Source organism: Paraburkholderia sp. 2C (assembly GCF_054589215.1).
Genome location: NZ_BAAILL010000017.1, coordinates 161,257 through 183,946, shown reverse-complemented (window position 1 = coordinate 183,946; position 22,690 = coordinate 161,257). Strand labels below are relative to the sequence as shown.

At 63.8% G+C, this 22,690-nt stretch carries 23 protein-coding genes; 11 read left to right on the top strand and 12 right to left on the bottom strand.

All coding sequences use genetic code 11. From position 1 onward, the window contains the following. The first annotated feature begins 107 nt into the window (after window positions 1-107). Window positions 108-1,031, top strand: a complete 924-nt coding sequence (locus tag ACYPXD_RS05385; RefSeq protein WP_459708292.1) for a LysR family transcriptional regulator — start codon at window positions 108-110, stop codon at window positions 1,029-1,031. 84 nt (window positions 1,032-1,115) lie between these two features. Here the strand turns inward: ACYPXD_RS05385 and ACYPXD_RS05380 are convergent, their stop codons facing one another. The 4 genes from ACYPXD_RS05380 to ACYPXD_RS05365 form a co-directional block, all read right to left on the bottom strand. Continuing rightward, window positions 1,116-1,895, bottom strand: coding sequence for a DUF4410 domain-containing protein (locus ACYPXD_RS05380; RefSeq protein ID WP_459708289.1), 780 nt, complete (start codon window positions 1,893-1,895; stop codon window positions 1,116-1,118). Between the two features lie 255 nt (window positions 1,896-2,150). Then, a complete protein-coding gene (locus ACYPXD_RS05375) occupies window positions 2,151-2,315 on the bottom strand; it encodes an FmdB family zinc ribbon protein (protein ID WP_459708287.1) in 165 nt (54 codons plus the stop codon). A gap of 140 nt (window positions 2,316-2,455) precedes the next feature. Continuing rightward, complete coding sequence (locus ACYPXD_RS05370; RefSeq protein WP_459708285.1) at window positions 2,456-3,430, bottom strand: amidohydrolase family protein; 975 nt, start codon at window positions 3,428-3,430, stop codon at window positions 2,456-2,458. Between the two features lie 36 nt (window positions 3,431-3,466). After that, window positions 3,467-4,825, bottom strand: a complete 1,359-nt coding sequence (locus tag ACYPXD_RS05365; RefSeq protein WP_459708283.1) for an MFS transporter — start codon at window positions 4,823-4,825, stop codon at window positions 3,467-3,469. Window positions 4,826-4,985: 160 nt separating this feature from the next. Between ACYPXD_RS05365 and ACYPXD_RS05360 the strand changes: the two genes are divergently transcribed. Next, window positions 4,986-5,879, top strand: a complete 894-nt coding sequence (locus tag ACYPXD_RS05360; protein ID WP_459708281.1) for a LysR family transcriptional regulator — start codon at window positions 4,986-4,988, stop codon at window positions 5,877-5,879. Window positions 5,880-5,932: 53 nt separating this feature from the next. Here ACYPXD_RS05360 and ACYPXD_RS05355 read toward each other — a convergent pair whose 3' ends face one another. Further along, window positions 5,933-6,715, bottom strand: a complete 783-nt coding sequence (locus tag ACYPXD_RS05355; RefSeq protein WP_459708279.1) for an alpha/beta fold hydrolase — start codon at window positions 6,713-6,715, stop codon at window positions 5,933-5,935. Window positions 6,716-6,855: 140 nt separating this feature from the next. Next, entirely contained in the window at window positions 6,856-7,431 is a 576-nt protein-coding gene (locus tag ACYPXD_RS05350) for a DUF1349 domain-containing protein (protein ID WP_459708277.1), read from the bottom strand. A gap of 209 nt (window positions 7,432-7,640) precedes the next feature. Here ACYPXD_RS05350 and ACYPXD_RS05345 point away from each other — a divergent pair, with 209 nt between their 5' ends. Continuing rightward, entirely contained in the window at window positions 7,641-7,793 is a 153-nt protein-coding gene (locus ACYPXD_RS05345) for a DUF6496 domain-containing protein (RefSeq protein WP_459708275.1), read from the top strand. A gap of 61 nt (window positions 7,794-7,854) precedes the next feature. Here the strand turns inward: ACYPXD_RS05345 and ACYPXD_RS05340 are convergent, their stop codons facing one another. Next, window positions 7,855-8,274, bottom strand: a complete 420-nt coding sequence (locus ACYPXD_RS05340) for a GFA family protein (protein ID WP_459708273.1) — start codon at window positions 8,272-8,274, stop codon at window positions 7,855-7,857. A 381-nt stretch (window positions 8,275-8,655) separates the two neighbouring features. On the opposite strand from ACYPXD_RS05340, the gene ACYPXD_RS05335 reads away from it, so the two are divergent. Further along, window positions 8,656-8,856, top strand: a complete 201-nt coding sequence (locus tag ACYPXD_RS05335; protein ID WP_459708270.1) for a hypothetical protein — start codon at window positions 8,656-8,658, stop codon at window positions 8,854-8,856. A 71-nt stretch (window positions 8,857-8,927) separates the two neighbouring features. Beyond that, window positions 8,928-9,485: a TIGR01841 family phasin gene (gene phaP / locus ACYPXD_RS05330; protein ID WP_459708268.1), complete on the top strand. Its 558-nt coding sequence runs from the start codon at window positions 8,928-8,930 to the stop codon at window positions 9,483-9,485. Between the two features lie 214 nt (window positions 9,486-9,699). On the opposite strand, the gene ACYPXD_RS05325 is transcribed toward phaP, so the two are convergent. The 4 genes from ACYPXD_RS05325 to ACYPXD_RS05310 form a co-directional block, all read right to left on the bottom strand. Next, window positions 9,700-10,281 (bottom strand): TetR/AcrR family transcriptional regulator, encoded by a 582-nt coding sequence (locus tag ACYPXD_RS05325; protein ID WP_459708265.1) that lies wholly within the window; start codon window positions 10,279-10,281, stop codon window positions 9,700-9,702. Window positions 10,282-10,462: 181 nt separating this feature from the next. Further along, complete coding sequence (locus tag ACYPXD_RS05320; RefSeq protein ID WP_459708263.1) at window positions 10,463-12,322, bottom strand: ATP-dependent DNA ligase; 1,860 nt, start codon at window positions 12,320-12,322, stop codon at window positions 10,463-10,465. Beyond that, window positions 12,319-13,452, bottom strand: a complete 1,134-nt coding sequence (locus ACYPXD_RS05315) for a ligase-associated DNA damage response exonuclease (protein ID WP_459708261.1) — start codon at window positions 13,450-13,452, stop codon at window positions 12,319-12,321. The genes ACYPXD_RS05320 and ACYPXD_RS05315 overlap by 4 nt, the downstream gene beginning before the upstream one ends. 288 nt (window positions 13,453-13,740) lie before the next feature. Further along, the gene (locus ACYPXD_RS05310) at window positions 13,741-14,163 is read right to left on the bottom strand and encodes a hypothetical protein (protein WP_459708259.1); all 423 of its coding nucleotides are present in this window, start codon (window positions 14,161-14,163) and stop codon (window positions 13,741-13,743) included. 183 nt (window positions 14,164-14,346) lie between these two features. Between ACYPXD_RS05310 and ACYPXD_RS05305 the strand changes: the two genes are divergently transcribed. Together ACYPXD_RS05305 and katE are read left to right on the top strand one after the other, a co-directional pair. Continuing rightward, window positions 14,347-14,724: a DUF3022 domain-containing protein gene (locus tag ACYPXD_RS05305; protein ID WP_459708257.1), complete on the top strand. Its 378-nt coding sequence runs from the start codon at window positions 14,347-14,349 to the stop codon at window positions 14,722-14,724. Beyond that, window positions 14,639-16,951, top strand: a complete 2,313-nt coding sequence (katE, locus tag ACYPXD_RS05300; protein ID WP_459708255.1) for a catalase HPII — start codon at window positions 14,639-14,641, stop codon at window positions 16,949-16,951. Before ACYPXD_RS05305 ends, katE begins: the two co-directional genes overlap by 86 nt. A 56-nt stretch (window positions 16,952-17,007) precedes the next feature. Here katE and ACYPXD_RS05295 read toward each other — a convergent pair whose 3' ends face one another. Continuing rightward, a complete protein-coding gene (locus ACYPXD_RS05295) occupies window positions 17,008-17,415 on the bottom strand; it encodes a DUF3564 family protein (protein WP_459708253.1) in 408 nt (135 codons plus the stop codon). 510 nt (window positions 17,416-17,925) lie between these two features. Here ACYPXD_RS05295 and ACYPXD_RS05290 point away from each other — a divergent pair. From ACYPXD_RS05290 to ACYPXD_RS05275, 4 genes are all read left to right on the top strand, one after another. Further along, the gene (locus ACYPXD_RS05290; protein WP_459708251.1) at window positions 17,926-19,479 is read left to right on the top strand and encodes an alkaline phosphatase family protein; all 1,554 of its coding nucleotides are present in this window, start codon (window positions 17,926-17,928) and stop codon (window positions 19,477-19,479) included. Window positions 19,480-19,623: 144 nt separating this feature from the next. After that, window positions 19,624-20,553 carry an ABC transporter ATP-binding protein gene (locus tag ACYPXD_RS05285; protein WP_459708249.1) on the top strand — a complete coding sequence of 310 codons (930 nt, stop codon included), beginning with the start codon at window positions 19,624-19,626 and terminating at the stop codon, window positions 20,551-20,553. Next, complete coding sequence (locus tag ACYPXD_RS05280; RefSeq protein ID WP_459708247.1) at window positions 20,550-21,311, top strand: ABC transporter permease; 762 nt, start codon at window positions 20,550-20,552, stop codon at window positions 21,309-21,311. Before ACYPXD_RS05285 ends, ACYPXD_RS05280 begins: the two co-directional genes overlap by 4 nt. A gap of 81 nt (window positions 21,312-21,392) precedes the next feature. Next, window positions 21,393-22,625, top strand: coding sequence for a sensor histidine kinase (locus tag ACYPXD_RS05275; protein WP_459708245.1), 1,233 nt, complete (start codon window positions 21,393-21,395; stop codon window positions 22,623-22,625). The last annotated feature ends 65 nt before the right edge of the window (window positions 22,626-22,690 follow it).

Sequence of the window (22,690 nt, the reverse complement as noted above, 5' to 3'; positions counted from 1 at the left end):
AGATGAAACCGCTTCCATCCGGTTCCGGTGGGAGCGAGTTTTTATCGAAGCGTCCGGCTTTTCCGGATCAATACGCGTATGGCGCACATCAACGATAGGGCAGATAAATGGACCGTTTGGAGGCAATGGAGATATTCACGCGCGTAGTCGAAGCGAACAGTTTTTCCAAGGTGTCGGAGTCGCTCGAATTGCCGCGGGCCAAGGTCAGCCGAACCATTCAGGCGCTCGAGGAGCATGTCGGCGTGCGCCTCCTGAACCGCTCGACGCGCCAGGTGAACGTCACGGAAGACGGTGCGCTGTTTTACGACCGCTGCGTGCGCATTCTCGCGGACGTCGCCGATGCGGAATCGTCGCTGTCGAACAAGCGCGAGACGCCGGCGGGCACGATACGCGTCGATACGTCGGGCACGCTGGCGCGCGCGCTGCTGCTGCCGGCGCTCGACGATTTCTACGGCAAGTTTCCGCAAATCGACGTGCGGCTCGGGCTCGCGGACCGCAATATCGATCTGATTCAGGACGGCGCCGATTGCGTGATCCGGATGGGCCGGCTCGAAGAATCGAGCCTGGTGGCGCGCCGGATCGGCAATGCGCGCATCGTTACCTGCGCGGCGCCCGCGTATCTCGAGAAGTACGGCACGCCGAAAACGCTCGACGATCTGAACGAGCATCGCGCGGTGAACTACGTGTCGGCGCGCAGCGGCAAGACCTTCCCGTTCGAATACGAAGTGGCAGGCGAGATCGTCAAGGTGCAGATGAAGGGCGTGCTCGCGGTCAACGACGGCAGTGTCTATATCGGCGCCGCTGCGCTCGGGCACGGCATTATCCAGCCGTCGCGCTTCATGGTGGCCGATCTGATCAACAAGGGCGCGCTCACGGAAATTCTCGGCGATTTCACGAGCCCGTCCACGCCGCTGTCGATCGTTTATCCGCACCGCCGTAACCTGAGTTCGCGGCTGCGCGCGTTTACCGGCTGGGTCAGCGAGCTGGCGCAGCAGCATCCCGATCTGAACGGCCTCGCCGCGCAGGAGTGAGGCTGACTCCCGCGCGGCGCATGTGGAGGCTGGTCCGCTGAAAAGGTTGCGTTCGGTTCGTGTTGCTAACCGGCTTGACCGGCGTTAGCGGACCGTACTGCCGGGCAACCAGCCTTCGCTGACGCCGATGTCCGCAATCTGCTTCGCGATCTTGTCGCCGAGGCGCTTCGCATCTTCGCCAACGGTGTCATGCTTCGTTTCCGACACCGCGTGCAGGCCGCCACCCACAGCCATGGACGTCGCGATATGTCCCGCCGCCGTGCCGATACCCGCCGTGTCGGCGACGCCGGGTGCCTTGCCGCTATCCGCATTCGCATCGAAGCTCTGCACGAGCGTCGGCATGCCGCCGGCCGGTTTGTACAGCACCTGCACGGTGGTGCCGACATCGCTTTCTCCGGCGCCGAAGCCGATCATCGTGCGGCGGCGGCGATTGCCGGCGTCGATCTTGTCGAAGCTGCCTTGCACGAGCAGCACGTTCTGATCGGCGGGCGGCGGCGCGTCGGTGCGTACCGCGTGCAAACCCATCGATTGCAGCTTGCGCACGATTTCGTCGGCGACCTGCTGCTGAACCTGAACCGCGTCGGCAGCCTGCTGCGGCTCGTCGGAGCTGCCGGCCATGCGCGACATGAGCTTGTGCGCGAGGCCGCCGCTGTCGAGCTTGACCTGTTCGGCGCTGCTCGCGAACGAATACACGTAGATGTTGTCGGGCCGCATCTGGGTTTGCCGCAGGGCCGGGCTCGGGCTTGCGTTCGCGACGTTGGTGATGCCGCTCGCGCAGCCGGTCAGCAGGATGGCGCTGAACAGCAGGGCGGACGAAGCGTGGCGAGCGGTTTTCGTGCCGATGGATTTGAGCGTCGTGAACATGATGGGCTGACCTGTGAATGGTGCGTAAAAGTGCGTTGAAAGAGTGCGATGAAGGGCTTGCACGTATCGTCCGATGATTGGGGCGATGTCACCTGTTGCGTGACTCGCCTGATCGGATCTGCACTTTCGCTTTCACTGGGCCGGCACGCGGAAGCGAGTATGGTCGACACACTTCGCGGCCGCCATCGATCAATTATGTCGAGCGATGTCAGCGCCGCGCGAGCCTTGCTGCGCGCGGCTCGCGGCGATATTGAATCAGCTCTTGCGCGAGGTCTTCGCGACGAATTGTGTAGGCAGGTGCTGAACTTTCTCGCTGCCGCATTTGGGGCAGGCGGGGTGGGCGGTCGGGTGCTCGCTGATGTGCTCGGCGTGCTCGAATTTTTCGCCGCACTGTTCGCAGCGGTACTCGTAGGTCGGCATGGCAAACCTCCTGCTGAAACGGGCGGGAGAGGCGGCAGAGCCGTGGAAGAAACGCACGGCATGGGCGCGGTGGCTGCGGCAAGCGGGACGACGCACGTTGCGTGTGCTGCTTGCCGGGCGTCGGCCTGGACAAATTTATTCTAGTGCCTGGGGAAAGCGGCGGGGCTCGCGTCGAACCGATAAAGCGTTTGCGGCGAGCGCGTGAGGATCGTCTCGCGCTGCGCGGCGTCCGGCACCCAGACGTCGAGCGCCATCCGCGTGGCGTCGTAATCGACATGCTGCCGGTGTTCGGTATGCGGCCAGTCGCTGCCCCATACGAGCCGCTCGGGCGTGAATGCCTTGAGCAGCGGCGCGGCGAGTCGCGCACCGAGTGCGGTGCCGTCGTTGTCGCGCTCGTGTTCCGCGGTTGCGCCGGCGAAGTTCACACTTCGGTAAGCGCCGGAGAGTTTGACCCACACGCGCCCCGTCGACGCCACCGAAAGCAGATAACGGAAGCCGGGATCGTCGACGCCGAGTTCGGGCGACGGCCGCCCGAAATGATCGACGACGACCGTGCAGCGATGCGCAAGCAGCGCGCCGACAATCGCAGGCAGGTCCGCCGCTTCGCGATGCACTTCGACATGCCAGCCGAGCGCGTTGACGTGCGCGAGCAGGTTGCGCCATTCGGGCTGCGTCAGGTCCGGAACCGGCAGGCCGATCAGATTGAGCCGGATGCCGGCAACGCCCGCCTGCGCGAGCGCGTCGAGTTCAGCGTCCCCGGCCGAGGGGGCGACGACTGCCACGCCGCGCAAGCGGTGAGGGTAGCGCCGCATGACGTCGACGAAGAAGCGGTTGTCGGTGCCGAGGAAGCTCGGTTGCACCAGCACGGCATGCGAGAGGCCGTTCGGCGCCAGATAGCTCGCATAGGCTTCGACCGTTGCATCGTATTCGGGCGCATGCCGGCGTTGCGCGGCAAGCGGCAGGCCGCGCACGAATACATGTGCATGCGTGTCCACCGCGACGAGCGGCGGGCGGGTTGCGCCAAGCCAGCCGGGCGGGACGCCGGCCGGCGTCTGCGCGCCGGAGCACGCGGCCTGCAGCAGAGAGGACGGGCATTCGATCGCTTTGCTGTTCATGGAGATCTTTGACAACGGTGTTACGCGGCGCGCCGGCTATGCGCGATGCGCCTGGGCGGCTTCTTCGCGGGCCCCGTGCGCCTTGTGCGACGGGTTCGCCACGTGCGCCGCATCGGGGTGCTTGCCTTGTGTGTCCGGGTGGCCGGGCGAACCGGCGTCGGCGATCTTGCGGCCCTTCGTTTCGGGCAGCAGCAGCGCGGCGACGACGACGAGTCCATAGGCCGCGCCCGCGTCGATACCGAGCGCGGAGCCGATCGGCATCGAATTGCCCATATGGCCGACGAGCACCGGAAAGCCCGCCGACACGATGCGGCCGAAGTTGTAGCAGAAACCGACGCCGGTGCCGCGCACGCCTTGCGGATAGAGTTCGTTGAAAAGCGCGCCGAGGGTGGCCGGAATGCCGGCCGAAAAGAGGCCGAGCGGGAAGCTCAGCGCGAGCATCGCGCTGTCGCCGATCGGCAGGAAGACGTACAGGTTGACGGTGATGGCGCAGCAGAGCGCGAACAGGATCAGATTCAGGCGCCGGCCGATGCGATCCTGCAGCCATGCGCTCACGAAGCACCCGCAAATGAACGCGACGATGACGACTGCGAGATAGCCGCCGGTGCCGAGCACTGACAGATGCCGCTGCGTTTTCAGATACGTCGGCAGCCAGGTGGTGATCGCGTGATAGCCGCCGTGCGCGCCGAGGCCGATCAGACCGCCGACGATCGTCGTGCGGATCACCGAGCGATCGAAGATGCCTAGCACGGGCAGCTTCGCGTCGAGCTTGCGTGTCTGGTCGTTCGCCGTGCCGCTCGCGGTGTCGCGCGGCGGCTCGGGCACGTTGCGCCGCGCGTACAGCACGAGTACGGCCGGGATCGCGCCGAGCGCGAACAGCAGGCGCCACGCCCATTCCGGCGATACCCATGAGAAGACGACGGCGTAGAGCAGCACCGCGCCGGCCCAGCCGAAGCCCCACGCGCTTTGCACGATGCCGAGCGCCTTGCCGCGATGCTGCGCGCGTATCGTTTCGCTCAGCAGCACGGAGCCCGCGGTCCATTCGCCGCCGAAACCGAGCCCTTGCAGCGACTTGAGCACGAGCAACTGCTCGTAGTTTTGCGCGCAGGCGGACAGCAGCGTGAAGAGCGAAAACCAGAGCACGGTGATCTGCAGCGCGCGCACGCGGCCGAAGCGGTCCGACAGCACACCGGCGAAGAGGCCACCCAATGCGCCGGCGACGAGCGTCGCGCCGCCGATCAGGCCCGCCTGACCCTTGCCGATTCCCCAGCTCGCGATCAACGTGGGAATTACAAGGCTGAATGCCTGCGTATCGAGCGCGTCGAGTGCCCAGCCGCCGAAGCATGTCCATAGGGTGCGCTTTTCCGTTGGCGAGATTTCCCGATACCAGTTCATCGCGTCTCCAGGCAGCGCCGACCGCAGGTTGCGGCCGGACATTGCATTGTTAGAAGAGTAACGGCCGCGCGTTGCACAGCGGCCGCCCATGCCCCGCATTCTAGGGACCCGTTGGATATCGTTGTATTATGAAAGCGATCAATATTCATATTGCGACGATATGGAAACGCGCAGCCTCAAGTACTTTCTTGCGATTGCCGATGCGGGCAGCGTGACGCGTGCCGCCGATTTGCTCGGCATCGCGCAGCCCGCCTTGAGCCAGGCGCTGACGCGCATGGAGAAAGAGTGGGGCGTGAAGCTGTTCGAGCGCAGCCGGCGCGGTGCCGCGCTGACACCCGCGGGGCTCGCGATCGTCGATGACATCCGGCTTTCAGTGGCACGTATCGACGCGGCTTCGTTGCGTGCGCATGCGATCGGCGCTGACCGTGCGGGGCGGCTGACGATCGGCTTCGCATCGGCTGCGCTGTTCGATGTGCTGCCGCGTACGATTGCGGCGCTGCGCGAAGCGGTGCCCGGCGTCGAGCTCGTGCTGCGCGAGATGAGCAACGCGGAACAGGTCAACGCGCTCGAGAAGGGCGAGATCGACCTCGGGCTGTTGCATACGCCGGTGGCCGTCAGCGGCAAGATGAAGGAGAAGCTGATCGCACGCGAACGGCTGCTCGCCGTGCTGCCCGATTCGTTTCCGCGTAACGGCGATGCGCCTTTGCTGCTGCGCGATCTCGCGCCGCACGGGTTCGTCTGGTTTCCTCACGATCAGCTGCCCGTGATTCGCGCCGGCATTCTGAGCGCGTTTCGCCAGGCCGGCTGCGAGATCGAGATCGTGCAGAACGCGAACCGGTCGCTGACCGTGCTCGCGTGCGTGGCTGCGGGCTGCGGCGTGTCGCTGCTGCCGAGGTCGGTGCGCACGCTGCAATTCAGCGGCGTGCGCTTATGCGAGATTGCCGATGGCGATGCGTTGCCGCGCTTCGAACTGAGCGCGATCTGGCCGGCGCGCGCGCGGCCGACGCTCGCGGACCGGTTCGCGGCGCTGATCAGGCCTTATGACCCGGAGTAGCGGCGTTGATGGATGCGCGTATCCGGGTGGCTCATTGTCGTCACTCATGTCGCTCACCACGCCGAGAGGAATTCGCCGAGGACGGTCAGATAAAGCTGCGCTTCCTCCAGATTCGGATAGTGGCCTGAACGCTTCATTTCGACGAATTCCGAATCCGTGATGCGGTCTGCGCAATCGCGTCCGTCCTGCACCGAGTTCAGCAGGTCGTGCTTGCCCGACATCACGAGTGTGTGCGCCTTGATATTGGGCAACAGCGGGCGCAGATCGAAATTCGTTAGCGCGCCGACCGCGGCCGCCATTTCCGATTCGCTGAGCGGCGCGCTGAAAACCCTTTGCGCGGCCGCCTGCTTCAGTTCCTCGCTGGCGTAAGGACCGAACGACCGGTCGTGCAGGAAGCGCTGCTTTTCTTCGAAGCTTGCGTTCGCGAGTTCGTCTGCGTGCTCGGCCAGCAGGCGTGCCGAAGACGACGTCGTGCCATGGCTCTTCGGTACGATCAGCGCGAGGCTGCGCACGCGTTCCGGCTGAGCGGCCGCGACGCCTTGCGCGACATAGCTGCCCATCGATGCGCCGATCACGTTGATTTCGCCGTAGCCGAGCGTGTCGGCAAGCGCGATCACGTCGTCGATATGATCCTGCAGTGTGTACTGCGCGGGCCTGGTTGAAGCGCCATGACCGCGTGCGTCGAATGCGACCGTCGTAAAGAATGGGCTGAAATGCCGCACCTCTTCTTCCCAATGCTGCAGGCGGTCGCCAAGGCCATGAAGTAACAGTAGCGGTGGGCCTGCGCCTTCCATCGATACATTGAGGTCGATACCGTTGGCGTGAATGATCGGCATGCTCGAATTGGATCGGTAATCAATCGTTCAATGCGAAGCCGGCGCGCCGGAATGGACGTTGCGCGCGGGCCGCTTCCGCTGGGATAACAATCGATGCCGTGCAAAATTCCGCCGGGCGGCGCAAGAGGTGGCGAACGGATCTAGGTCAAATCGTGCAGCGCCTTGTCCGAAGGTGCGCCGACGCTAAACGAATCGAATTCGACGACCAGTCCGCCTCGTTCGGGTGTACAGCACATCGGGCCGACGAAGTAGCGGAGCGCATGCGGGAACGGCGCGAGGCGCAGCAGCGGCCAGTGTGCGCCGTCGACCGAGTACTGCAAGCGCAGCACGCGTTCGGCGACGCTCGCGCGCAGCCAGAAGCCGTTTGCACCGTCGATACGCGTGGCGATCGCCCAATCGGACTGGCCGACCGTTAGCACACTGCTCAACACCAATGCGCCATCGGTGAATTCCACACCGGCCTTGACCCATTGCGTCGCGTCGATGCGCACCATCAGGCCCGCCTGATCGTAGAGCGTTTCGAACTGGCCCTGCACGTGAACCTGCGCCGTGAAATCGCCCGCGGTGCGCGCGCCGTAGCAGTGCCCGGTGTCGCGCGTAAAGCCATAGTGGGTTTCGCGCCAGAAGTCCGTGGCGCGGTCGGTCGTCACTTGCAGGCGCTCGTTCTTCAGCGTCCAGTTCGCGGGTTCGTTCAGCCATTCGCATTGTTCGAACATGTCTGTCTCCTCGGGGGCGTCGCTCGGGGTCGTTGCGATGCGGGCAGTCGCCAGCATAAAGCAAGCGCTGGCCATGGCGCGAGGCTTGGGGCGCGGTATGCGTCGCGGGAATGGGGGTTGCTCGATGCGCAATGCGTCGGCAGCGGTTGCCGTGCGTCTATCGAGCGATGTCGTTTCGCTCACGCTATGTCGCGCAACAGGAGGGCAGCATGCCGCTGAAAAAAGGTACGTCGCGGGAAACCGTCAGCGAGAACATCAAGACGGAAAAGAAGCAGGGTAAATCGCAGAAGCAGTCCGTTGCGATTGCATTGAACGAGGCGCGCAAGTCGGGCGCGAAGATTCCGAAGAAGAGCCGCAAGTGAGGTAAAGCGCCGAGCGGGGCACTGCCGCTTTAATCTGTTCAACGGTAGTGCCGGCGCCGTGTTAGTCGCGGTCCCGTTCGAATTCGGCGCGCACGCCGTGTGGCAGCCACGGCTCGCGATGACAGCACCAAAGTTCATACGTCGGCTCGAAGAGGCCGGTGACGTCGAATGCGCCAAGCGGCATATCGATCTCGGATCGGTCCGTGTACTCCATAAACGCGACGGAGCCGCATACCGGGCAGAAATGACGGCGGCCCAATGGCGAACTTTGCCAGGCTTCGGTCGTGCCGGACCACTCGACATCGCCGTGCTCGTAGATCGCATAGGAGCCGAATGCCGAGCCGTGAACGCGGCGGCATGTCATGCAATGGCACATGCCGACGCGTTTGGGTGCGCCTCGCGCGCGAAAGCGCCAGGCGCCGCATGCGCAGCCGCCTTCATGGACGACCGTTTTCGGTGGGGTGGCTGGTAGCGTTTCCACATCGATCTCCCTGTTCGTGCACCTCGAAGATCCAGCAAACCCTGGACCGTAAGGATTCCATCTAATTTAAAGCGGCGCTCCATAATCTTGTGTCCGTGTCGTGACAGCAGTGCTTAACGAATGAATTGCACCGTGGCATGAATTGCCGGATCGGTATGCAGATCAATGCAAGAGTTTCCGACGCGACGAAATGGCGCAAAAAAGATGCATGAAGATGGAGGCATACCAATTGAAATAACCAATCCGCCGCATTAGGATGGGGTCCCTGGTGACGACGACCGTCCGGTTCGGAAGTATTACGGACAGCCGTATCGTCAGTTTTAAATGGTTACTGTCGCAGCCGGCCTCGCCCCGCGACGCAACCATCGATAGGAGACTCGCATGCTAAGCCCCCATGAGTTTGCAACGCTCATGCTCGTCAAGCACGCCGAACAATCGATTGATTTTGACCGCGCCGACCTTCGCACGCTCGTCGAGCGCAAGCTCGTCGAATTCGATAGCGGCGCCTGTGCAACCGACCTGTTGCCGCGCGTGACCGACCGCGGTCATGCATTGCTCGCGCGCTTTCACGCGCTCCGTTAAACGGCTGATGGCGATGCCGTGCCGGAAGAGCGGTGTCGAAATGATGAAGCGCACTGATGAGGGATAGCCAGATGACTTACATTTCCCCCGAGCAATTCGCGAATGCCCAAAAGGCGAATGTCGATGCAATGTATCGGTTGGCGTTCGAGGCGTTCAACAGTTTCGAAAAGCTCGTGACATTGAACATGCAAACCATAAAGACCTCATTCGATGTGAATGCGGCGCGCTGGCAAAGTGCGTTGTCGGGCAAAGGGGCGCAGGCGTTCTTCGAGACCCCGGAAGGGATGCAGCCTTTTGTCGAACGCGCCGCCGCCTACAATCGGCAAGTGTTCGATATCCTGATGAATACGCACACCGCATTGGCCGAGCAGGCCGGCGCTCAATACGAACGTCAGACACTCAAGATGCAATCGGGCATCGACGAAGCGGCGAAGAGTGCGCCGGTCGGGTCCGAGGCAGCCGTGGCCGCATTGAACTCGGTGATCCATGCAACCAGCTCGTGGTACGACAGCCTGTTCAAGACTGCGCGCCAGGCGGTCGAAACGGCGGAATCGAATATGAATGTGGTGGCGGGGGCGGCAAAGCGCGCGCAGTCGGGCGTGCCTCAGGCAGCGGCCGGCAGGAAGTAGAACGGTGTAGTAACCCGGGCGCGATCCCCGCGTCCAGGCGCTTTTCGGGCTCACCAGTTGGTGGGCCATTTTTTTATGCCGCTTTCAAGGTCGCTTCAGACCTCGGGTTCAAGGTCTCGGGCGTTAAGCTTTTCGTGCGAGCGCAGCTGCGTTGCCGGCCGCGCTCGCATGAGCGCTTATCTGGGTGCTTCCCTGGATGCTTGGCTGAGCGCGATCAGCGGCGCGGCACAAGTGCATCGACGAAGGCCGATGCCGTCTGGCGCAAGCGCTTCGGATCTTCATAGACGCGTTCCATGACTGCGATTCCGCGCGTCATCGTGACGATGACCGTGGCTGCCTGCTGCGGCGGCACCGCGAGCCGCGCACGTGCTTCCTTCGTGTTCAGCACTTCGAGCAAGGTGGTTTCGAGATCGTCGAGCATGGTTTGCACTGCTTCGCGCAAACGCGGTGAATCGGGGTCGATCTCGACAGCCGTTTTCGTGGACAGGCAACCGCGCGTGGGTGTGCCCTGCGAGATCGAACGGATTGCAAACGTGAAGAACGACACGAGCGCGTCGTGCAGGTCCGGCTTGTCGAGCGCCTTGCGCGCATCCGCGAGAAAGCGGCCCGTGTAGCGCTCGAACACGCGGACGAAAATTTCTTCCTTGTCGCCGTACGCGTTGTACAGCGAGCCGCGCTGCACGCCGGTGGCTTCCGCGAGATCCAGCATCGACGTCGCACGGAAACCCTTGCGCCAGAAAACCTCCAACGCGTCGGAAAACGCGGTGTCTTCATCGAACTGTCGGACTCCTGCCATGGCTTTCCTCTTAGGGCGAACGGATACGCTCGTATTTTGACATTGATGGCGAAAATGCGCAAAGCTCATTTCACCTCATTTCACCGCATTTCACAATCAATCCATGCGTTTTTGCTTCGCGCATAAGAATGTGAATTCAGCGGACCGCATATCTGAAGCGCATTCGGCCGTTACGAGTCCGTTATTGCGCTGTCGGGTCGATGAAGCCCTTGAGCATCGCTAACGTGTCGGCATCGTCGATATGCTTGTCGGTGCGCCAGCGCAGCATGCGTGGGAATCTCACCGCGACACCGGATTTGTGCCGCGTGCTCGCCTGGATGCCTTCGAAGCCGATTTCGAACACGAGTGTCGGCGTGACGCTGCGCACCGGTCCGAATTTCTCGACCGTGGTCCTGCGCACGATCGCGTCGACTTCGCGCATCTCTTCGTCGGTCAGGCCCGAGTACGCTTTTGCGAACGGCACTAGCGTACGGATGCCGTTCGCTTCGTCCCACACTGCGAACGTGAAATCGGTATACAGGCTCGCGCGGCGGCCGTGGCCGCGTTGCGCATAGACGAGCACCGCGTCGACCGCATAAGGGTCGATCTTCCATTTCCACCACGTGCCTGCCGCTTTCGTGCGCCCGACACCGTAGCGCGATTGCCGCTCCTTGAGCATCAGACCTTCGACGCCGCGCTTGCGGCTTTGCGCGCGCAATTCGGCCAGTGCGGACCAGCTGTCGGCATCGACGGGCGGCGATACGCGCAGCAGATCGCGCGCGAGCGTGCCGGCAAGCGAGTCGGCCAATGCATCGAGCTTCGCGCGCCGCTCGGCGAGCGGCGTCAGGCGAAGATCGGCGCCGTGCGCTTCGAGCAGGTCGTAGGCGAGAAACGCTGCGGGCGAATCGGTGAGTACCTTCCTGGTGAGAGACTTGCGTGTGATGCGCGGCTGCAGTCGCGCAAACGGCAGCGGCGCGTGCGCGCCCGGCTGCCACGCGAGAATTTCGCCGTCGATCACATGGCCGTCGGGCAACGCGTCGCCGAGCGCGACCACTTCGGGAAAGCGTTCCGTGATCAGGTCTTCGCCGCGCGACCAGATCCACACGCGGCCGTCGCGTTTGACGATCTGGGCGCGTATGCCATCCCACTTCCATTCCGCGAGCCAGTTTGCGGGATCGCCGAGCGTTTCGGGCGCGGCCTGCAGCGGATGCGCGAGAAAGAATGGGTAGGGCAGCGCGCGTTCGGCTTCATGCGCGGCCTGGAGGGCTTGGGCGGCTTGCGCGCTCTGTGCTGCGGCGGCGCCCGGGTCGCCGTCGCTGTCGATGTCCTGTGTCCCGTCGGCCGTTTGCGCGCCGTGCGGTGAGGGCGGTGAGGGCGGTGAGGGCGGTGAGGGCGGTGAGGGCGGTGAGGGCGGTGAGGGCGGCGAGGGCGGCGAGGGCGGCGAGGGCGGCGAGGGCGGCGAGGGCGACGCGGCAGGCGCGATCAACCGCAGGTAGCGCGCCGCGTCGGGTGACTGCCGCGTGTCGGTCCAGCCGACCATTCGTTGTGCGATCAACTTGTGGTCGATGCCGGCCACGTCGGCGAGCGCGCGTACGACGAGTTGCCGCGCGACGCCGACGCGGAATCCGCCGCCGATCAGTTTCGTGAGCAGGAAGCGGCCGCTCCAGTCGAGTTCGTCCCAGTATTCGACGAGGCGCATGCGCAGTGTGTCGGGCGATGCGCCGCGCAAGGTCAGCACGCGTTCCTCGACCCATTGCGTGAGCCCGAGTTCCGATGCGCGCGCGGCGGGCGGTAGCACATGCGCGATGGTTTCGGCGAGGTCGCCGACTGCCTGGTATGACTCGTCGAAGAGCCACTCGGGCAAACCCGCGCGCTCGCGGGCGATTTCGGCGAGCAGGCGAGTCGGCACCGTTTGCCGCGGCTTGCCGCCGGCGAGAAAGTACGACGCCCATGCGGCATCTTCCGGCGGCGCGGCAGAAAAATAGGTTGTGAGCGCATCGAGTTTGTCGCGAGTCGATGTCGTCGCGTCGAGCGCCGCATAGAGCGCGGCAAAGCGCTTCATTGCGTGGGCGCCTCCGTGTTCCCGGCGTCGCCGGCCGGCGCATCAAACGAATCGGGCAGGCCGGTCGGCTGGGAGGGGGAAATGGCGGCGGGGGCTGCGTCGTCGGTTGCACCCTGCGCGTCGGCTTCGACGTTGTCGCCGCCGTATTCGGTTGCGAACGCGCCCGCATCGAGACCCTGTTCGCGCAGCCACCGGACCATCGGTTCCACCTGGCCATGCGTGACGATCACGCGGCTCGCGCCGGTTGCGGCGATCGCCGTCTGCAGCGCGGGCCAGTCGGCATGGTCCGACAGGACGAACCCGCGATCGACGCCGCGCCTTCGCCGCGTGCCGCGCAGACGCATCCAGCCCGATGCGAACGCGTCGCTATAGTCGCCGAAGCGGCGTAGCCACATGCTGCCTTGCGCCGACGGCGGCGCGACGATCAGCGCTTCGTTGAAGATGGCCTTGTTTTTCGCGGGGATGTCCGTCGCGCTGCGCGTGTCGGGCAACCCCACGCCGGCTTCGCGGTACACGCGGTTCAGCGGTTCGACCGCGCCGTGACAGAAGATCGGGCCGATCGCGGCGTCGACGCTCGCGAGAATGCGCTGCGCCTTGCCGAACGTGTAACAGAACAGGACCGATGCGCGCTGTTGCGCCGCGTTGTGCCGCCACCATGCGTCGATGCCGGCGAACACGGCTGGCGGCGGATCCCATCGGTAGATCGGCAGACCGAAGGTCGATTCGGTGATGAATGTATTGCAGCGTACGGGTTCGAATGGCGCGCAGGTCGGGTCGGCGTCGAGCTTGTAGTCGCCCGATGCGACCCACACGTCGCCGCGCGATTCGATGCGAACCTGCGCGGCGCCGAGCACGTGGCCGGCCGGATGCAGCGACACGTCGACGCCGTTGATTGCGATGGACTCGCCGTACTCGAGCGTCTGCAGGCTGATGCCCGGCAGGCGCGACCGCAGCACGCCGGCGCCCGCCGCCGACGCGAGGTAATGACGATGGCCGAAACGTGCGTGATCGGAATGCGCATGCGTGATGACCGCCCGGTCGACCGGTTGCCATGGGTCGATGTAGAAATCGCCCGCGGCGCAATAAAGGCCTTCGGGGCGCGCGACGATCAGGTCTTCGGGTTGGGCCAATCGTCTTCTCCGTTGCGCGATCTAGGATTGGGGTCGAGCTGTGATGGATGTAATTGTGCCTGTGTCTCGGTCGAGCGTTGATTCTTGACAGTGTTGGCAAAATTTCCGCCTCGTTCGCGCGGTTCTGCCGATCGATACTGCAATGTGCAGACATGAAGCGGCGCGCCCGCATGAAGGCGGCGCGCCGTGTCTGTTACATCGCTCGATGCATCTCAACGGGCGTTATGGCGTCCCGTCCCGCTCATTGGCCTCATTGGCCTCATTGGCCTCTTTGGCCTTCATTGGCCTTCATTGTCCATTACGCATCGTATCGCCGGACGTACCCGGCTGCTGCATGCCGTTGCCGGGCGCCATGCCGTTGCCCGGCGCGTTGCCCGGCGCCATGCCGCGATTCGCCGGGGCCGGCGTCGCGCCGGTGCCCGTGCCCACGCCGCCGCCGGTGCCGGTCGTCCCCGGGGTGCCATAGCCGCCGTCCGGCGCTGTCCCGCGGTTCATGTTGCGATTGGGGACAGTGCCCGGGGTGGCAACGCCGCCTGCGCCGCCGGTCGTGCCGCCGCCGGCGCCGACGCCCGAACCGTTACCGGCAGAGCCGCCGCCGGATGTCCCGCCGCCTGCGCCGCCGCCCCCCGCACCACCCGCTTGAGCAAAGACGCCGCCGGAAAGTGCCATCACCAGCGCTGATGCAAGAAGCTTTCTCACAGTGCTTTTCATCGTCGAATCCTCCCAGAAGGGTTCATGAACACGAGCGGTTGTGCTCGTCTCGCCTTTCATCGTGCAAGCAGTGTGCCGCGTTCGCGGGTTGGTCCTGCAGGGTCGATCCGAACGGCAGCGGGAACGGCCGTTGCGCGGCGCGCAGTGCCGCACTCGCCATACCTTCGCTACGGAGCATCGAATATGAAGCAATCGATCGATATGCAACAACGGCTGACCGAAATCGAGCACGCGCTGTCGCGCCGCTTCGCTTCGCCGTCGACGTCCGTCACGCATCTGGCCGATTCGGCTGGGCGGATGACGATTCAGGTGTCGTGGGTCGAGTCCGCGGCGGAAATGAACATTCTCGATGCGCGCTGTGTGCTCAGCGTCGTGCTCGCGTCGCGCACCATGGCCCGCTATGCCTCGATGAGCACAGCGGACCGGGTACGTGCGCGAGAGCTTCTGTGCGGCATCGTGCGCGACAAGGCGCGCGATGCGCAACACGCGGGGCAGGCGGCCGGGTGCACTGCCACGCTCGATGTCAGCGAACCCATGCTCGAGGAAGCCGCGCGCACCTAGCAGATCGTCTTCCGGGAACAGCGGTTGCGGCGCGACCGGTGGATGCGCGATCAGCGGGCCGCTTCAGCCGCTTTGCGCCCTTGAACGCAGCATGCGTCCCGCTCATGAAGAAGGAGTACATCGAATGGCAAGCAAACCCCGCAACGCCCGGTCCGGTTCTTCCATGGCAGATGCCAAATCGCAGGCCCTTGAAGCGTCGCGTGTGCGACCGGCGAACGAGGCCCTTCGCACGAATCAAGGTGTCAAGATCGCCGACAACCAGAACACGTTACGCGCGGGCGCGCGCGGTCCGTCGTTGCTCGAAGATTTCATCATGCGTGAAAAAATCACGCACTTCGATCACGAGCGCATTCCGGAGCGCATCGTCCATGCGCGCGGTTCCGCGGCGCACGGTGTATTTCAGGTCTACGAGCCGATGACTGAATTTACAAAAGCGGCCTTCCTGCAGGACCCGGCCGTGCAAACGCCTGTGTATGTGCGGTTTTCGACGGTTCAGGGGCCGCGCGGTTCGGCCGACACGGTGCGCGACGTGCGCGGCTTCGCCGTGAAGTTCTATACGAGCGAAGGCAACTACGACCTCGTCGGCAACAATGTGCCGGTGTTCTTTATTCAGGATGCGATCAAGTTTCCCGACTTCGTTCATGCAGTGAAGCCCGAGGCGCCGAACGAAATGCCGACTGGCGGCTCCGCGCACGATACGTTCTGGGATTTCGTCTCGCTCGTGCCCGAATCGACGCATATGGTGCTCTGGACCATGTCGGACCGCGCGATTCCACGCAGCCTGCGCACGATGGAAGGCTTTGGCGTGCATACATTCCGCTTCGTGAACGCCGAGGGCAAGGCGCGTTTCGTGAAGTTCCACTGGCGCCCCGTGCTCGGTTCATATTCGCTGCTGTGGGACGAAGCGCAGAAGATTGCCGGCAAGGACCCGGATTTCCACCGGCGCGACCTGTGGGAAGCGATCGAACGCGGTGATTTCCCTGAATTCGAACTTGGCGTGCAACTGATCGAAGAGAAAGACGAGCACACGCTCGGTTTCGATCTGCTCGACCCGACCAAGCTGATTCCTGAAGAAATCGTGCCGGTCAGGATCATCGGCAAGATGACGTTGAACCGCAATCCGGATAACTTTTTTGCCGAGACCGAACAGGTTGCGTTTCACCCCGGCCACGTCGTCCCGGGCATCGACTTCTCGAACGATCCGCTCCTGCAAGGGCGTTTGTTCTCATACACCGATACGCAGATCAGCCGGCTCGGCGGTGCGAATTTCCACGAGATTCCGATCAACCGGCCGCTCTCGCCGAACGTGAACAATCAGCGCGACGGCATGCACCGCCAGACGATCGACGTCGGGCAGGCGTCATACGAGCCTAATTCGTTGAACGATGCGTGGCCGAAGGAAACCGATCCGGCACCGCGCGATGGGGGCTTCGAGAGTTATCCGGAGGCCGTCGAAGGAACGAAGATCCGCGTGCGCAGCGAGTCGTTTGCCGATCATTTTTCGCAAGCGGCGCTGTTCTATCAGAGCATGAGCGACGTCGAAAAAGAGCATATCGCGGCGGCCTACCAGTTCGAACTCGGCAAGGTGACGCGGCCGGAGATTCGCGCGCGAGTCGTCAATGAAATCCTCGCAAATTACGACCTCGATCTCGCAAAGCAGGTCGCGCAAGGGCTCGGTCTTCCCGCGCCTGCGAAGGGCGCCAAAGCGGTGGGCAGGCAGCAGCCGTCACCGGCGCTGAGCCTGCTGAATCGCGTCAAGCCGGGCATCAGGACACGCAAGATTGCGCTCCTCGCGGCGCCGGGTGTCGATGAGGCTTCGTTCAAGGCACTGCGCAAGCAGCTCGAAGACGAAGGCGCGGCGCCGCTGCTGATTGCGCCTACGCTTGCACCGGTTGCCGGCGCGCATCCCGATGCGACGATCGCGGGAATGCCATCGATCATGGTCGACGCGGTGATCGTGTGCGGCGGCGAGGCGAGCGCGAAGGCGCTCGCGCAGTCGGGCGATGCGCGGCACTTCGTGCTCGAAGCGTTCAAGCATCTGAAGGCGATTGCGGCGCTCGGCGCGGGCCGCGACGTGTTGAAGGCCGCGCATTTGCCCGATCAGGCCGATGGCGTCGCGACCGGCGGGGACGGGGACGTGGACGCCGTGCTGAAGAAGTTTATCGAAGCCGCGGGCCAGCACCGCGTGTGGTCGCGGCGCGCGATGGCCGAGACAGTGCCGGCGTAAAACGATCGAGCAGGCGCGCGAGCGGTGGCGGGGATTTGCCGCCACCGCGTACTATCCTAGCGGCCGCCCGGCCGGTCCGATTCGCCCGCATGCGTGCCCGGCAATCTGGCCGCCGACGGCATGTGCGTCGCACCGGCGGGCCGTTCGACCGCACGCAGCCGCCAGTAGCCGTCGACCGTTTCATGCCGCATGCGCGCAGACAGCCAGCGTGCTGCGCCTTGCGCGGACGCGACATTGCCGCGACGGTCGACACGCATGCCGTACAGCGTGACGAACGGTTCATCGCAGCCGTGTTCGCATAGTGTGAGCACCCCATCAATATCGCGCATTTCACCCGTGGCGGGCAACTCGATGCCGCGGCGCGCATCGACGACCCAGTCGCGATTCACTGTGTCGAGCCACAGCACCGCGTAGTCGTGGCCCGCTGTCGGGTCGGGGGTATTGATCAGAATCGACAGACGCATATAGCCTCCGCGTGAAGTAAGTCGGTGGTTCGGCGGTGACGTCTGTCGCTGTCCTGCTTAACACCGTTCGTGTGCCTTGCGCTTTGCGTGCTTTCGGCATGCGGTTGGCGTGCGTTTCAAGCACGTCTTCAGGCGCATTCTCGAATTCGAATCCAGGCAAAACTTAGGTCCTCCATTCCAAGGCTAGTTCCGCAACCTCGTGTGTCAAGCGACGGCCGTTCCAATGCGAGCGTGCGACAGAAGCGGGGCCGGCGCGCGGCAAGGGCTTCACGTATCTGCGCGGCAAATCGGCGCAGCGGGCGGGGTCGAACCACAGTCGTCGAACCGTGCGGTACAAACTTCAAGTCACGTGTCGTCATTTACGCGCGCCCGTTCATACGCTCTTCGTAAAGCGACCGGATCTGTCCGGTTCGCATGGGCAGGTATGTCAAATGCTGGGTTCGCGGATCCCCCGCGCTGTGCGCTTGCGTTCGCGCTTCGCACGCGGTCAGCACACAAAAGGAACTTAAGATGAGCGCGCCGTCTTTCGACAAGCAGACCGAATCGGCGCAGGCCGCCGGCGAACCCGATCTGGTACGCAGGCAAATCGTCGCGGCGATCGTCGGATCGTTCGCGCTATCGGCATGCGGCGGCGGGGGAGGCGGTGGAAGCGGCGATCCCGGGTCGAGCACGCCGCCGAATCAGGCCATTGGCCAGATCCCGCCGGACCGCGCAAATCTTCCGCGCCCGGCGCTGCCGGCGCCGGGCGCGTCGGGCATCGACCATATCGTGCTGGTCACGATGGAGAACCGCTCATTCGATCATCTGCTCGGCTGGGTGCCGAACGCGGAGGGCATGCCCGCGGGGCGGCAATTCACGGATGCATTCGGCGAAGTGCAGACGCCGTTTGCCTTATCGGCCGACCCGTCGTACGGTTTTCAGGCTTGCTCGTTCGCCGACCCCGATCACGCGTACGACGCCGGACGGGTGCACCTGGCCAACGGTGCCATGAACGGCTTCCTGCTGACGCCCGATACGAACCAGACGCGCGGCGACCTGCTGCCGATCGGCTTTTTCCAGCAAACGGATCTTGATTTCTATCGCGGCGCGGTGCCGCTCTACACGGTCTGCGACTACTACATGAGCGGCATTCTCGCGGAGACGTTCCCGAATCGCGTATATCTGCATAGCGGCGAAACGGACCGCCTGAGCGATACGCTCGATACGTCGCAATTGCCAACCATCTGGGATCGGCTCGACGCGAAGGGCATCACGTCGGCTTACTACTTTCACGACGTGCCGTTTACCGCGCTCTACGGCGCGCGTTATGTGGGCCGTTCGAAGCTCTTCAACGATTTTCTGTCGGACGCGGCCGCCGGTTCGCTGCCGTCGTTCTGCATGGTCGATCCGAGCTTCGCCGGCGAAGAGCAGGGCATCTCGAACGACGACCATCCGCATGCCGATGTGCGCAACGGGCAGGTGCTGCTCGGGCAGATTTACGAGGCGCTGCGCACGAGCCCGACCTGGAGCTCGACGCTGATGATCGTCGTCTATGACGAGTGGGGCGGGTTCATGGAGCACGTCGCGTCGCCGGTCAAGCCGGTGTCGTCGGCGGAGCAGGCGCTCGGCAACGACGGGCGGCTGGGCTTTCGTGTGCCGTGCATGCTGCTCGGTCCGCGCGTGAGCGCGAACCAGGTCGCCCGCTATCCGTTCGACCCGAGCTCGATCCATCAACTGCTGCAATGGCGTTTTGGTCTCGATCCGCTCGGCGTGCGCGCGAGCGATCCGACTACGTTCAATCTTGCCTATGCGCTCGATCTGACCAATCCGCCGCGCACCGATGCGCCGACGGTTACTGTTGCGCAGGGGCCGTTCGGCGCGGCGTGCCCACTCGTGCCGTCGGGCGGAAGCGGCATCGGTTCGATCGACAATGCGCAGCGGACCGGCACGCCGGCGTCGGGCACGGCTGCATCCGGTACGCCGGCGTCCGGCACGCCGGCCGCGAGCGAGCTCAAGCAGAGTGTGCCGGGCGGGCGCTTTTCCGATCTGCGCGCGAAGGCGACGTCGCTCGGCTTCCCGCAGTAATGCGCACCCCTACGGTTGCGGCGATGCTCGCGCCTGCGCGTGAGGCGCGGGCGGCCATGCGCATCGTGAGTGCGACGATAAATCTTCAATGACTGCCTTGCATGCCTTGCACATGGCAGGGCCATATCTGCTATCGTCGCGGGCATGCCGCCAATCATATCGATCTCCAATCTATCCAAGACCTACGCATCCGGCTTCCACGCGCTCAAAGGAATCAACCTGTCGATCGGGCGCGGGGAAATTTTTGCGCTGCTCGGGCCGAACGGCGCCGGCAAGACGACGCTGATCAGCATCGTCTGCGGGATCGTCAGGGCCTCCGCCGGGTCTGTCGTCGTCGACGGGCACGATATCCAGCACGATTACCGCGCGGCGCGCGAGCTGATCGGCCTCGTGCCGCAGGAACTCACCACCGATGCGTTCGAAACCGTGTGGGCCACCGTATCGTTTAGCCGCGGACTGTTCGGCAAGCCGAAGAACCCCGCGTATATCGAAAAGGTGTTGCGCGATCTGTCGCTGTGGGAGAAGCGCGATAACCGCATCATGACGCTGTCGGGTGGCATGAAGCGCCGCGTGCTGATCGCGAAGGCGCTGTCGCACGAGCCGCGCGTGCTGTTTCTCGACGAGCCCACCGCGGGCGTCGATGTCGAGTTGCGGCGCGATATGTGGCGCCTCGTGCGCTCGCTGACCGTAAGCGGTGTGACCGTCGTGCTGACCACGCACTACATCGAGGAAGCGGAGGAGATGGCCGATCGCATCGGCGTGATCAACGCCGGCGAGATCGTGATTGTGGAAGAGAAGCGCGAACTGATCCGCAAGCTCGGCAAGAAGCAGTTGCGGCTGCATCTCGAAGCACCGCTGGCGGCCGTGCCTGCGGCGCTTGCCGAGTACGGGCTCGAAATCGCCAACGGCGGCGCCGAACTCGTCTACACCTACGACTCGGAACGCGAGCGCGCCGGCATCGCCGCGCTGCTCAACGATCTGAACCATGCGGGCATCCGCTTCAAGGACCTGCAGACATCGCAAAGCTCGCTCGAAGATATCTTCGTGAGCCTCGTGCGAGGCCAATCATCATGAACCTGCATGCGATCCGCGCGATTTACCGCTTCGAAATGGCGCGCACCGGGCGCACGCTGATGCAAAGCATCGTCGCGCCCGTCATTTCCACCTCGCTTTACTTCGTCGTGTTCGGCGCGGCGATCGGCTCGCGGATTCGCGAAGTCGAAGGCGTCAGCTACGGCTCGTTTATCGTGCCGGGGCTCATCATGCTGTCGCTGCTGTCGCAGAGCATCTCGAACGCGTCGTTCGGCATCTATTTTCCGCGCTTCACCGGCACCATTTACGAACTGCTTTCGGCGCCCGTGTCGTATCTCGAGATTGTGATCAGCTATGTCGGTGCCGCCGCAACGAAGTCGATCATTCTCGGGCTCATCATTCTCGCGACCGCGGGCCTCTTCGTGCCGTTGCAGATTCAGCATCCGTTGTGGATGGTGCTGTTTCTCGTGTTGACGTCGGTTACCTTCAGTCTGCTCGGTTTCATCATAGGCATCTGGGCCGATAACTTCGAGAAGCTGCAGATCGTGCCGCTGCTGATCATCACGCCGCTCACGTTTCTCGGCGGCAGCTTCTACTCGGTCGCGATGCTGCCGGCGGGCTGGCGCATCGTGGCGCTGTTCAATCCGATCGTCTATCTGATCAGTGGCTTCCGGTGGAGCTTTTACGGGCTCGCCGATGTGAGCGTCGGCATCAGCCTCGGCATGACGGCCCTATTTCTCGCGGTGTTTCTCGTGGTTATCGCCTGGATCTTCAAAACGGGCTACCGTCTGAAGTCGTAGTACGATGGACGTTCGTCGCGGGCCAGGCACAGTCGTTGCCGGCCCGTTCGCCTTCGCTGTGCTCCGTCGCGAGGTGCCGTCATGGCTCTCAAACCATCACGACCGCTGCGCCTCTTTGCCGATCATCTGCGCGAACAGCGCATCGATCTGACCGAGCGATGGATGAAGGCGGTGTTCAACGATGCGGACCTGTCGGAATCGGACCGGCTTACTTACGAACAACTGGCCGATCACGTTCCCGCTATTCTCGAAGAGCTTTGCAGCGCGCTCGAAGATCAGGATCTCGATCAGGTCGAGCCGTCGATCGAACGTAACGCGAAACTGCACGGACGGCTGCGCTGGAAGCAGGGCTATCGCATCGACGAACTCGTGCGCGAACTCGATTTGCTGCGCCAGGTGCTGCTGGGCGCGATTTTTGGCTACGCGGAGCAGTATCCGGCGTTTACGCGGCGGCACGAGGAGCACGCCCGGCATTTTATCGACGAGGCGATCAGCTTCGTGACGCTCACCTCGATTCGCGAGGTCATGACCGAGCGCGACCGCAAGATCGACGAATACACAGGCCAGCTCGAACGCGCGAATCAGGAACTGCTGCTCAAGCAGAAGCTCGTCGGCGAATTGTATGAATCGCGGATGCAGCTCACACGCAGCGTCGTGCACGATCTGCGCAATTTTCTCAATGTGTTTTCGATGGCGCTGCAGATGATTGCGCGCGCGCCGGCGAAGACCGATACGGCGCTTGCGCTCGCGAACCGGCAGGTCGGCGATATGAAGACGCTGGTCGATGAGCTCGTCGAATATTCGATCGTGCTCGGCGACACGAATCCGTTTGCCACCGAAGCCATCGATCTGCGCGCGCTGTTCGACGAGCTGATCGCATCATGCGGCCCGACGGTGGAGGCGAAAGGCTTGCGCCTCGTGCAACGATTCGATCGCGAGCTCGGGACGATCGTGTCGAACCGGCTCAAGCTCAAGCAGGTCGCGCTCAACTTGCTGTCCAATGCGGCCAAGTACACGAAGGCGGGCGAGGTCGAGTTCGATATGCACCTGTGCGGCGAGACGCAGTGGTGCCTGCGGGTGTCCGATACCGGGGTCGGGATTGCGGAGGCGGATCAGCAGCGCGTGTTCAAGGAATTCGAGCGCGCGAATCAGGAGGATGTGCCGGGCGTGGGGCTCGGTCTTGCGATTGTGCGCGAGCTGTGCCGCACGCTGCACGGGGACTTGCGCTTTGCGTCGCACGAGGGCGAGGGGACGACGTTCGAGATTGTCTTTCCGCTGCGGCTCGATACGGACGATGCGGCGGATGTCGATTGATGTGCGACGCGCAAATCGAAAATCAAACGAAAAAGGCCGGGCAGCGCGCCCGGCCTTTTTTCATT